This window comes from Limnospira sp. PMC 1279.21 (genome assembly GCF_032349615.1).
Classification (GTDB): Bacteria; Cyanobacteriota; Cyanobacteriia; order Cyanobacteriales; family Microcoleaceae; genus Limnospira; species Limnospira fusiformis.
The window spans coordinates 1-12,104 of sequence record NZ_JARPLU010000147.1 but is presented as its reverse complement, the minus strand read 5'-3'; the positions used below and the strand labels follow the sequence as shown (position 1 = coordinate 12,104).

General features: G+C 45.2%; 9 protein-coding genes. 5 read left to right on the top strand and 4 right to left on the bottom strand.

Going from position 1 to position 12,104, the window contains the following annotated elements; translation table 11 throughout:
• Positions 1-963 (bottom strand): 16S rRNA (cytosine(1402)-N(4))-methyltransferase RsmH (gene rsmH / locus P5683_RS18725; protein WP_315639723.1); only part of this gene is annotated, 963 nt, incomplete at its 3' end.
• Positions 964-1,070: 107 nt separating this feature from the next.
• On the opposite strand from rsmH, the gene P5683_RS18720 reads away from it, so the two are divergent.
• Positions 1,071-2,255 carry an NAD(P)H-quinone oxidoreductase subunit H gene (locus tag P5683_RS18720; protein ID WP_006625175.1) on the top strand — a complete coding sequence of 395 codons (1,185 nt, stop codon included), beginning with the start codon at positions 1,071-1,073 and terminating at the stop codon, positions 2,253-2,255.
• Between the two features lie 75 nt (positions 2,256-2,330).
• Positions 2,331-3,047: a TIGR00266 family protein gene (locus P5683_RS18715; RefSeq protein WP_006625174.1), complete on the top strand. Its 717-nt coding sequence runs from the start codon at positions 2,331-2,333 to the stop codon at positions 3,045-3,047.
• 7 nt (positions 3,048-3,054) lie between these two features.
• Here the strand turns inward: P5683_RS18715 and mnmE are convergent, their stop codons facing one another.
• Entirely contained in the window at positions 3,055-4,464 is a 1,410-nt protein-coding gene (gene mnmE / locus P5683_RS18710; RefSeq protein ID WP_315639721.1) for a tRNA uridine-5-carboxymethylaminomethyl(34) synthesis GTPase MnmE, read from the bottom strand.
• Positions 4,465-4,577: 113 nt separating this feature from the next.
• A complete protein-coding gene (locus P5683_RS18705) occupies positions 4,578-7,292 on the bottom strand; it encodes an RNA helicase (RefSeq protein ID WP_006625172.1) in 2,715 nt (904 codons plus the stop codon).
• 212 nt (positions 7,293-7,504) lie between these two features.
• On the opposite strand from P5683_RS18705, the gene P5683_RS18700 reads away from it, so the two are divergent.
• The 3 genes from P5683_RS18700 (at position 7,505) to P5683_RS18690 (ending at position 10,718) form a co-directional block, all read left to right on the top strand.
• Positions 7,505-8,665, top strand: a complete 1,161-nt coding sequence (locus P5683_RS18700; protein ID WP_006625171.1) for a succinylglutamate desuccinylase/aspartoacylase family protein — start codon at positions 7,505-7,507, stop codon at positions 8,663-8,665.
• Positions 8,666-8,693: 28 nt separating this feature from the next.
• A complete protein-coding gene (locus tag P5683_RS18695) occupies positions 8,694-9,593 on the top strand; it encodes a carbohydrate ABC transporter permease (protein ID WP_006625170.1) in 900 nt (299 codons plus the stop codon).
• Between the two features lie 288 nt (positions 9,594-9,881).
• Entirely contained in the window at positions 9,882-10,718 is an 837-nt protein-coding gene (locus P5683_RS18690; RefSeq protein ID WP_006625169.1) for a hypothetical protein, read from the top strand.
• A 6-nt stretch (positions 10,719-10,724) separates the two neighbouring features.
• Here P5683_RS18690 and P5683_RS18685 read toward each other — a convergent pair whose 3' ends face one another.
• A complete protein-coding gene (locus tag P5683_RS18685; protein ID WP_006625168.1) occupies positions 10,725-12,074 on the bottom strand; it encodes a hypothetical protein in 1,350 nt (449 codons plus the stop codon).
• Positions 12,075-12,104: the final 30 nt, after the last annotated feature.

Genomic DNA, 12,104 nt, shown 5'->3' with positions numbered 1-12,104 from the left:
GGCTACCTGAAAGGGGGGCACGAAGCCCCCGTGCTTCAGCCGGGGGTGCTGACTTGCACTTCTTTCGGCTAATCTAAGTTTAGCGGAACGGGCGCGAGGATTTTGGTTAATTTCATCTGGCTGGGGAGTTATGGGTTTTTTGGTTAAGACTTTCAGTAGGGGATTATGGCGAAATCCGTGTTTAACTGGTCTGTCCTCTAGGCTGTGGAAACTGATGATGCCGATACGTCCTCGGGGTTTGAGCCAGGTGGGGGCGGTTTCTAGGAAGGTTTCTAGGGCGGTTAGTTCTCCGTTAACGGCTATGCGTAGGGCTTGAAAAACTCTGGTAGCTGGGTGTATTCGCCCATAACGGTACTTGGAGGGTACACAATTGGCGATCGCATTAGCGAGGTGTTCGGTGGTCTGAAAGGGGCGTTTTTCGACAATCTGCCTTGCTATGCGCCGAGATAGCCTTTCTTCGCCGTAGGTATAAAAGATGTCAGCCAGTTGTTTTTCGTCCCAGGTGTTAATGATTTCGGCGGCGCTGAGGGGGTCTTGTGGGTTCATTCGCATATCTAATGGTCCACAATGACGGAAACTAAATCCTCGTCCTGGGGTATCGAGTTGATGGGAGTTCACCCCTAAATCGGCTATGATGCCGTCAAATTGTGAGGGACTCGATGGATATTGGCTAAAGTTTCCGTGCCAAAATTTCAGGCGCGCGCCACAATTACCGATAGTATCCATTAACATGGACTTGGCAGCGGCGATCGCTTCTAAATCACGGTCAATGGCTGTCACTCGCACATTAGGGGCTGCTTGAAAAATCATCCTTGTATGTCCCCCGCCGCCAACCGTAGCATCGAGATAGTGACCACCCTCCTGGACTGCTAACCCCTCAATTAACTCCCGCCCCAGAACCGGAATATGGACAAATTTCCCACCGAATTCCACATTATCCAAATCTCTACCTTTCTCAGACACCCCAAAATACCTATAATCAGTTAAAGGAAACTCAAATTAATCGGCAAGTTACGCAGATTTGACGAGACTATAAGACCATCATAAACTCTAGCGCGATCAAAAACGATATGAGCAGAATCGAAACTCGCACCGAACCCATGGTCATCAACATGGGACCTCATCACCCCTCCATGCACGGAGTGTTGAGGCTAATTGTCACCCTTGATGGCGAGGATGTAGTAGACTGTGAGCCAGTCATCGGCTACCTACATCGGGGCATGGAAAAAATCGCCGAAAACCGGACTAATGTCATGTATGTTCCCTACGTTAGCCGTTGGGATTATGCCGCCGGGATGTTCAATGAAGCGGTAACAGTCAACGCCCCGGAAATGCTGGCTAATATTGAGGTTCCCAAACGTGCCCAGTACATCCGGGTAATCATGTTAGAGTTAAACCGGATCGCCAATCATTTACTCTGGTTAGGACCATTTCTGGCAGATTTAGGGGCGCAAACTCCCTTCTTCTACATCTTCCGGGAAAGGGAAATGATTTATGACCTTTGGGAAGCTGCTACTGGCTATCGCATGGTTAATAACAACTACTTCCGCATTGGTGGAGTCGCCGCCGACCTTCCCTATGGTTGGGTTGATAAATGCCACGATTTCTGCGATTATTTTCTCCCCAAAGTTGATGAGTATGAAAAACTAATCACCAATAACCCGATTTTCCGCCGCCGTATTGAGGGTTTGGGAGTTATTACCCGTGAACAAGCGATTAACTGGGGACTATCTGGCCCTATGTTGCGCGCTTCTGGGGTTGATTGGGATCTTCGTAAGGTGGATCATTATGAGTGTTACGATGATTTTGATTGGGATGTTCACTGGGAAACTGCCGGGGACTGCCTCGCCCGTTATGTGGTGCGAATTCGGGAAATGCGGGAATCTGTTAAAATTCTTCGCCAGGCCTTAGATGGTCTTCCTGGGGGTCCCTACGAGAATTTAGAGGCACAACGGATGATGGGAGGGCCTAAGTCTGAGTGGAATAATTTTGATTACCAGTTTATTGGGAAAAAAATTGCTCCGACTTTTAAGATTCCTTCTGGAGAACATTATGTGCGGGTGGAAAGCGGTAAAGGAGAATTGGGCATTTATATTATCGGTGATGATAATGTTTTCCCCTGGCGGTTTAAAATTCGGGCAGCAGACTTTAATAATTTGCAAATTTTTCCCGATTTAGTTAAAGGTGAAAAAGTGGCTGATATTGTGGCGATTTTGGGAAGTGTAGATATTATTATGGGGTCAGTAGACCGCTAATCTCATTTCCCTTGACATACAGGGGCAAGTCTTCGGGCTTGCCCTCAATAGTGGCTTTTTACGGTGTTTTTACTTATGGCTGATGTAATTGATTACAAAATCTATGGTAATGATTTGCAATTGGTGGAAATTGAACTAGACCCCGGTGAGGGAGTTCAAGCAGAAGTGGGAACCATGACCTATATGGAAGATGGTATTCAAATGCAAACGGGTATGGGAAAAGGGGGCTTATTCTCTGGTTTTAAAAGGATGCTTACTGGAGAAGGTTTCTTTATTACTACGTTTTTAAATAATGGGAAACAACGTTCTAGGGTCGGTTTTGCTGCGACTTCACCAGGGCAAATTATTCCGGTTGATTTAGCTCAAATTGGTGGCGAATTTTTGTGCCAAAAAGATGCGTTTTTGTGTGCGGCTAATGGTACGGAAATTAATGTGGCATTTACTAAGAAATTAGGGGCTGGTTTCTTTGGGGGAGAGGGATTTATTCTGCAACGACTAAAAGGGGATGGTCTGGCTTTTATTCAAGCGGGAGGGGCGATGATTCAAAAAAATTTACAACCTGGGGAAACTTTGCGAGTTGATACGGGGTGTTTGGTGGCTTTTTCTCCCTCGGTGCGCTATGATATTCAATTTGTGGGTGGCTTTCGTAATGCGTTATTTGGTGGGGAAGGCTTATTTTTGGCGAAAATGACGGGACCGGGTATTGTGATTGTTCAAAGTTTACCATTCTCTCGACTTGCCGATCGCATTAATTCTATGATTACTCTCCCTCCTGTCAGTAATGATGGATGATTGTTGATTATTTCCCAATACAAAATCGACTGAAAATCCGGTCTAATACTGATTCGGTAACTTCCTCTCCGGTGACTTCTCCTAGGGCGTGAATTGCGCCGCGTAGGTCGATAGTCCAAAAGTCAAAGGGTAGACGATCGCTTATGGTGTTTTCCACTTGTTCTAGGGCTATTTTCGCGCGGGTAAGGGCTGCTGCTTGACGCTGGTTAATGGCAAATTCCAGATTAGCTGATTGTAGGTTTTCGGTGTGAACAGCGTTAAGGATACTCTCTTCTAAATCGGTAATCCCTTGATTAAGAGTGGCGGCGGTCGCAATAATTAACGAGGGTTTAATGTCCAGTTGGTTAATAATAGATTGACGTAAATTTTCGAGCTGTGCTGAGGATAGGCGATCGCTTTTATTCATCACTATAATTATCGGTCTATTTTTGACCTGCTGATAAATCTCCTTTTCCGCTTCTGTCCAGCCGTTTTCACAGTCGAGGGTAAATAATACCAAATCCGCTGATTGAGCCGCTATCTGTGACCTTTCTACCCCAATTTGTTCCACTTTATCATCAGATTTACGAATCCCAGCCGTATCGAGAACTTGAATGGGAATACCACCGACCACTAGCTGAGACTCTACCACATCCCTAGTGGTTCCCGGTAGGTCTGTGACAATGGCGCGATCGCTACGACTCCAAGCATTTAATAAGCTAGATTTCCCCACATTAGGACGACCCACAATTGCCACTTTTAAACCTGTGCGTAAGAGTTCTCCCCTATCTGCTGTGTCTAATATATCCGTTAATTGCTGTAAGACTTCTTCCAATTGGTGGATAATTTCCGATTCATTTAAGGGGGGTAAATCTTCTTCAAAATCGACCCTAGCTTCAATTTCTGCTAAAATATCTAAACAGAGCGATCGCAGATGATGTATCGGAGCCGCCAATTTTCCCCGCAGTCCAGCCAAAGCCGCACTAGCAGCCTGGGGAGACTTAGCCCCAACCAGTTCAGCGACACTCTCAGCTTGAGTCAAGTCTAGTCGCCCATTGAGAAACGCCCGCAGGGTAAACTCTCCAGGGGTGGCTAGTCTGGCTCCCGCTTGTAAACAAAGCTGTAGGACCTGTTGAACCGGGATAATACCACCGTGACAGTGAAATTCTACCACATCTTCGCGGGTGTAGGAGCGGGGAGCGAGCATTAATAGCAATAAAGCCTCATCGACCAGTTGCTGTGTGTGGGGATGATGGATATAACCATAGAGAATGCGGTGACTTGACCAGGGCTGATTTCCTGGGGCTTTAAATAGGGTTTTAGCGATCGCGACAGCTTCCGAGCCAGACATTCTGACAATGCCAATACTGCCCTGTTGTGGTACAATGGCGGTGGCGATCGCTGCAATAGTTTCAGTTTTGGTGGAAATTGGAGACATTTTCGTAATAACCAATATTACCCATTATCAAGTAGGTTGTAGGGGCGACATCTAGCCATCATCTAGCCTCCCTCCCCAGAAGGGAGAGGAAGCCAAAATCATCCATGATCCCTTTACTGCACACCCTCATTAACCGGGAAGCGATCGATTAAATTTTTAGCCTCGATCGCATTATCTTTCAGCGTGCTACTGAGGTGAGGAACATGGGGAATTTGCGAGAGAAAATCTCGAGTGCGTCTGATAATCCTGACAATATCCCCTTCATCAAGAGTGGTATTTTTCACCAATTCCGCCCATTCTACCCCACCAGCCCACTGTTCAAGAATAGCACTGAGGCGCTGATGTTCTCGGCGTTCAGGAAGCACCAAAAACTCTACATGGTGGCGACCTTGAACCTTAATCAGAGATCTACGCAAAGACCAGAGGCGGTTCAAAGTTTCCTGTACCACCTCCGAAAGCTGATAATGAGTCCAACTATCAGACCGAGAAACCTCAGTGACCAAAGCAGAACAAGCACCAGCCAAATTATAAGGCTCTAGGTTATCAAATTCTCCCGACATTAGCACCAACCCCAACCACAACTCATTATCCCCTCGCAGGGCTGCTGTCGCCTGTCCCAACTTAGTTGGCTGCAAATCATCCAAAGCCTCAAACTCTTGTAAAATGTCAATCAGATTCAGAAATTCCCGCCAATTGCGTTCTAAATATTGACGCAACTCCTCCTGATAATCAACAATTTCCTTCTGAATAGCCTTCCGACGGCGCAAGCGTTTGAGGATTTTTTGAGGTTTCCCGAACTTTTCGGCGGGGTGTGTAGCTAAAATTTCCTCCACCTGTTCAATGCGAGTTATTTGATTAGCTACCTCTGGGGCGGTATCTTCCACCAACAGTTCTGGAATTTGTACAGCCAGCGCTTCAGTTATTTCATCTCCCCGTCGTGATTGTCCTAATTTAAACTGCATTTCTGGCATTTCCAAATGATCTGCCCAGGTCAGCCTAGGAAGTTCAGCCTGTAAACTAACCACATCCATAGCACCCACTATATACCAACGGTTATCTCGCCCCAAAACTATGAAATAGGGCGCTTGTCCAGGGCTAGGAGTTTGGGCAACCAGTACGGCGGAAATTGGCTCTGAGTCTGACTTGCGGGCGGTGGGGACGTGCTTACCCCGGAGGCTGACCAAAGTACCAACTTCTGCCAAGTCGAGGGCTTCCGCCATTTTTTGGGTGTGGGCTTCTCGTGCTTGTTTTTGCAGGGTTTTTAACAGTCGTTTTTCCTGCTTGAGGCGTTGCTGCTGCTTTTCATAGTCAGCTAGGGTTTCTTCTAGGGTATTGATGTCTAAGTCCTCTCCTAACCCTAATTCGGCTTCAACTTCCGCTAGTTTTGCTTCTAGGTTTTTAATATATTGTTCTGCGGGAACTAAATGTATGGTGGACGTATACTGACCAAAACTGGATTCAACTAGGTTTTTTGCCTCTTCTAGGCTGTGAGTCTGCAACAGGTTCAGGACCATGCCATAACTGGGGCTAAATTGACTCACTAGGGGGTTGGGTTTGGATGTGGCTAAATAGGCTGCTTCCTGGGCTCCCTCAAAAGGGGTTTCTACGGTCACTACATGGCCGATGGTGTCCATGCCGCGCCGTCCCGCACGTCCTGACATTTGCAAAAATTCGGAGGCTCTCAGGAGGCGATGACCGTCGTCTGTGCGCTTGGATAGGCTAGAAATTACTGTGGTGCGGGCGGGCATATTTATGCCAGCGGCTAGGGTTTCGGTGGCGAAAACTACTTTAATGAGTCCTTCCTGAAATAGTTCTTCTACAAACATTTTCCAGGCGGGAAGTAGTCCGGCGTGGTGGGATGCAATGCCTTTGGCGAGGGGTTCGAGTTGTTTGGGACGAGCCGCACCGGGGGTGTCTTTGATGAAACGGTCAATGCGATCGCGTAAAATAGCCGCCTCTTTTCGGTTGACTAGGGATAGATGGCTAACATCACCCACAGCGCGATCGCACCCACGACGGCTAAATATAAAATAAATGGCCGGTAACATATCCCGTTGTTGCAGTCGCGATACAATATCGGCTAGTTCCGGTACAGTGCTTTTGCGGTTATAACTGCCACGCTGACGCGCTCTACTGCTTTTGGCTAATGATGGACTGATGCGGCGTTTGCTACCATCGAGAAGGGGAAACATCCCTTTGCTATTGCAAAAGTAGAACTCTACTGGGACTGGACGAGAATCGGAAGATATTAATTCTGTCGGACCGTGAACTCTTCTGATCCAATCGGTGAGTTGCTGTTGGTTGTCTACAGTAGCCGATAAGGCTAACAGTTGTATATTTCGAGGACAGTAGATGATTGATTCTTCCCAAACAGTGCCGCGCTGTCTATCATTCATGTAGTGGCACTCGTCAAGGACTACGGCTTCCACTCCTTCTAGGGAAGTGCCTACTTGACCTATGGGAGTACCATAGAGCATATTTCGGAAAATTTCTGTGGTCATTACTAAAATGGGGGCATCCCTATGAAAGGAGATATCCCCGGTGAGTAGTCCCACCATCTCATCACCGAATTGTTCCCGAAAATCTCTTAATTTCTGATTGGAGAGGGCTTTTAGGGGTGTGGTGTAGAAGACTCGGCGACCGTTGGCGAGGGCGCGATGGATGGAATATTCCCCAATTAGGGTTTTTCCGGCACCGGTGGGGGCGCATACTACTACGGATTTTCCCTCGTCTAAAGCGGCGATCGCCTCCTTCTGAAAATCGTCGAGTTCAAAAGGGAATAGATCACTTAAATCGAGTTTGGGGCTGTTTTGGATAGGATTTGACACAGGGTAATGTTTTCAGAAAATGAACAAATAAGTTAAATGATTTTGTTACCAAGCTGGTGAGTTACCAACCTAGCTGGACGCTTTTACCAAGCCAGCTAGATGCTGGCACTAACCTATCAGGCTATTGTAACCTTTCCCTGAAAATCAGGAGTTGCCCAGGCTCCCTGGGTCTTGATACAGGTTTGAGATTATACTATCGGGTGTGTGTCATAATGATACCGACAATTTCGACTATTCCGTTATTGCAGTTGGCTTCGGGCGATCGCCTGGGGTTACAGGTTTATCGGTTCCAGGGTGCAGACCCCGGCAAAAAAGCCTATATACAGTCTAATTTGCACGGCGCGGAAATTAGTGGCAATGAGGTAATTCACCATTTGATTGGGTTTTTGTCTCATTTAGACCCATCCCAATTGGTCGGGGAAATTTGGTTAGTCCCGGTTTGTAATCCCCTAGGAGTTAATCAGCGATCGCACCATTTTTCTGATGGTCGCTATCATGTTTATGATGGCAAAGATTGGAATCGGATTTTTTGGGATTATCAAAAAACCGGGGATGATATCGCCAGTTTTGCCCGGGCTAACCAGCATTTAACCCCCCCAGAAATTATCGCCAACTATCGGCAAACAATCCTGGCAAAATTCCACGATTTACATGATCATAAAATCCAGAGTAACAGTCGCCTGACCTACGGCGAATATTACCGCTATCAACTACAATCCCTGTGCCTTGATGCCGATTATGTCATGGATTTGCACAGTTCCACTAATCAAGCGATCGATTATTTGTATTGTTTCCATAGTCGAGAAGAAAGCGCCAGGGCCTTTTTGTTAGATTATGGTATTTGGATGAATGAATATGATGGAGATGCTTTTGACGAGGCTTTTTTCAAACCTTGGTTAGCCCTAGAACAGCAATTAAAACTTTTAGGAAAACCCCTAATTTTTGACATTGAATCTTGGACTCTCGAATTAGGGTCAGGTATGACCATGAACCCAGAGTCAGTCAATCGCGGATTAATCGGTATTAAAAATTATCTCGCCGCTAAAGGTATGTTAAAGATTGAAGGTTTCCCCCAGCCGCAAACCGCTAATTATCCCATTAAACTGATTCCCAAAACTCAGATAAAAAAATACTATGCGCCCCAGGGCGGTATGTTTAAAAATTGTATTAACATTGGCGATGCCATTACCAAAGACAGTAAAATCTATGATATACTATCCTTCCACAAAGATAAACAAACATCCACAATTATCCCCGTCTACGCCGAAGCTGATGGTGTAGTCTTCGATATCGCCACCAACCACAGTGTTAATGAGTTTGATTATGTTTTATCAGTCATGGAAACTCCAGCAGATAAAACTAATCTTACTTAATCAATGAATATTCCCCATACCCTATTATATGAATCCTAAAAAATCAACCCCCAAGTTAACCTTAGATCAAGAATCAGTAGCCGCCTGGGTGTTCCTAACTCCCGCCTTATTTCTGATGGCGATATTTATTGTCTGGCCGATTATTTATTTAATTTACCTCAGTTTCACTCAGGGAAGTTTTACCCGGTCTGGGGTCGAGTTTGTAGGATTCACCAACTATCTGCGCTTAATTGTCAGTCCTGATTTTTGGCAGGTTATTGGTAATACAATTTACTTTACCATTGCTACAGTTATTCCGAGTTTAGTCATCCCCCTCGCCCTAGCTGTAATGCTAGACCAAACCTTGATGTTTAGGGGGTTTTTACGGACGGCTTATTTTATCCCTTCTATTACCTCCTTAGTCGCCGTAGGTTTGGGTTGGCGGTGGCTATTTCAAACTGATGGTCCCGTCAACGGGTTTTTATCACAAATTGGCTTCGATCCAATTCCCTGGTTAAGTAGTACCGTCTGGGCTATGCCAGTTTTAATTTTACTAAGTATTTGGAAACAATTAGGCTTTAACTTAGTGGTATTTTTAGCCGGACTGCAAACCATTCCCATTAACCGTTATGAAGCGGCGGAACTTGATGGCGCGGGACCCTGGCAAAAATTTTGGTATGTGACTTTACCGGGTCTCCAACCTACCTTAGTATTTGCTACAGTCACTACAGTTATTTTTACCCTGAGAAGTTTTGAACCAGTTTATGTAATTACTGGCGGCGGTCCCCTCAACTCTACTAATTTACTGGTTTACTATATTTACGAACAGGCTTTTTCCCAGTTTGATTTTGGCTACGCAGCAGCAGCGGCGACTTTATTGTTAGCGATCGCCCTAGTCTTAGTCTATTTCCAGCTTCAGATTTTTGGGGAAGACCAAGCCAGCAAATAATCAATAAGTGATCAATCACACTTGCGGAATTTGCCATAATCCTGTTGTTTATTAATTAGCAGGGGTGGGGATCACCCCACTTAGTCCCCTGGGTGCGTATCTCTAATTAACCGCCAGCCGCAAAAGTCCCTAAAATGATGATGGATAATGCCAAACCTGGTAATAGGAGAATACCTAGCATCAACATTTCGTGTTCAGTCATTGAGTCGATTACCTCATAACGTTAACGAATAGCCTAGCATTTTCGGACAAAAAAAGCACACTCACATCTAGTCGCTGGATTAAACCATGAAAAAACGAGTTAAACTTCTGTCTTTCACTGTAGCGATGACAGTTTGTCTGTTGGTAATAGGCGCGACATTAGCCGTGTTAGGCATTTTTGATGATATGTTAAACTGGGATATTTTTAGCCCTCAAGTTGAACAGGTTTTAAGGGCAATTATGGCCGGGTGTATTGTCTTGAGTGTTTTTGGTGTCGCCATTACTTTTGTGTTGGGTATTCAAGAAATTGTTAAGTCTATTGGCTTACTCAACAAAAGTCGAGGTTTAGAGGAGTTGGAGACCGTTAGCGAAGCGCCCAAAACTACCTATATGTTATATATGTCGGGAGTTGTGGCGGTTTTTGCTGTGTTAATTAGTGTTTTATCTGTCGCTAATTTGATGATTACTAATCATCGTAACCGGGTATTTAAACGCATTGCTACAGAACAAATGCAGCAACTAAGGGATGAGTTTTTGCAGCAGGTATCTTTATTAAATGAACCGCCGAGGACTGATGTTCCTGACACCTTGGATGATTTAATTAGGAGCGTGAAAAAGTTATCCTTTGTCAATGATATTACTCTGTATTTACCTGACCAACAGGATGATATTATTATCTGGAATTATAATTCTATGTGGGTTGATAATCCCAAAAAAGGATTTGAACGTCAAATTGTGGCTAAGGAATATGAACAGGCGATTCAAATCGCCTTTCGGGGACAACCGGAACTTCTGCAAGCCTTGAATGGGAAAAGTAGCTTTCAATGGTATTATTTAATCCGTGATCAACAAAATCAACCCTTGGCTGTGTTACGGATTAATGGTAATGAAAGGGAGAATTTTCGGGAGTATAAATTAAAATAAATCTGCCTAAACAATTAACTCTTCTAGGGCGATTTGTAAATCTTGGGTTAAATCAGCGATCGCTTGACGACGGCTGCTTTGATAACTAGCCCAACGTGGGGATACAGCAATAGGTTCACCCACTCTAGTTTTAACCAACTGTTTACCTAAGTTGGGGGTTTTATTAGGGTTAACGCCTTTTAATCTAGCGATCGCCGTCCAAATAATGATTACCGTATCCGCAAAGCGATCGAACGAGGGATTTTGTTTAATATATTCCCCAGTCACCGCTACAAAACTTTCCACTAATCTCATGTGCCACATTCGCAAACTTGCCTCTTCCGCCAGGCGATTAGCTAGTCCTAAATCTACCGCTGATAAATCTTCTGGAGACTTGAGGTTTTCCCGATATATATACTCCCAACCCGCCTGTTCCAGACGGCGACAACGGCTAGTTAAATCCCCTATAGGTTGAATCCCAAAATAGCTTTCAGAAACCTTTAACGCGATATCTAGCAGCGAATGGAGGCGCTGGGATAAATCTTGATTATCACTTGACTGGGGAATATTTTGATGATAGAATTTACCATAGAGATTTTCCATCAAATTTAGTAAATAGTTACCCAGGTTAATTAAACGGGGATATAAATGCTCAAAAACAGGCTGATGGTTAGATGTCGATAAGCCACAATCTGTTTCCATCTCGGTTAACAGGGACTCTAAGGCTTTCCAGTTATCTTGAACATAAGAGTATTGAACTCCCAGGGGAACAATCAAAACTGTTTCTGTGCGCTGGAGTTTGTGGAGGTCTTCCACACACCAAAAAGCCATTTGGGCGATACCGGGTTCTAGGGGGCTAATTAGTTGATTATGGCCGTTAGTTGCACCTTCTGGAGCCGCAGCTATGGGGAAACGACCGTTAACAAATAAATGGCGGGCAGATTTTAAGCCAGGGCGATCTATCGTGCCGCGTAAAATGGAACTGCCGCCCAATTGAGGAAATAACCAAGTCACGAAATTTCCCGCCCACAGAGGAATACCGCGATCATAAATAAAATGAAAATGCACGGGGTCCTGAAGGTTGACACCCTGAGATTTTGCCAAGGCTGGAATACGTCGCCAAAATACCTGGGAAAGGGCGATGGGGTCATTGGGGTTGGGATGACGAAAAGCGAGGAGGAAGCGAATTTTTGAGGCTTGGAATTGTTGGAATAATTCAATGATGCGATCGCCTTGTTCTATCTGAATATCAGCGATCGGTGTTTTCCCGGCCATCCAGAGAGGCATCAAGATCTGGCACAGTCGCAAAACCAGAGGGTTAAACTTGGGGGGGAGAAATTCTAGGGGGGGTTGGGCGTAGGTTTTAGTTTTGGGCATATAATGTTAGGGGATTTGACTACAAGGTTC

What these genes read in the sequence shown, in the direction of transcription:
- P5683_RS18720 (WP_006625175.1), top strand. Translation starts at nt 1,071, where the DNA reads ATGAGCAGAATCGAAACTCGCACCGAACCCATGGTCATCAACATGGGA.
- P5683_RS18715 (WP_006625174.1), top strand. Translation starts at nt 2,331, where the DNA reads ATGGCTGATGTAATTGATTACAAAATCTATGGTAATGATTTGCAATTG.
- mnmE (WP_315639721.1), bottom strand. Translation starts at nt 4,464, where the DNA reads ATGTCTCCAATTTCCACCAAAACTGAAACTATTGCAGCGATCGCCACC.
- P5683_RS18700 (WP_006625171.1), top strand. Translation starts at nt 7,505, where the DNA reads ATGATACCGACAATTTCGACTATTCCGTTATTGCAGTTGGCTTCGGGC.
- P5683_RS18695 (WP_006625170.1), top strand. Translation starts at nt 8,694, where the DNA reads ATGAATCCTAAAAAATCAACCCCCAAGTTAACCTTAGATCAAGAATCA.
- P5683_RS18690 (WP_006625169.1), top strand. Translation starts at nt 9,882, where the DNA reads ATGAAAAAACGAGTTAAACTTCTGTCTTTCACTGTAGCGATGACAGTT.
- P5683_RS18685 (WP_006625168.1), bottom strand. Translation starts at nt 12,074, where the DNA reads ATGCCCAAAACTAAAACCTACGCCCAACCCCCCCTAGAATTTCTCCCC.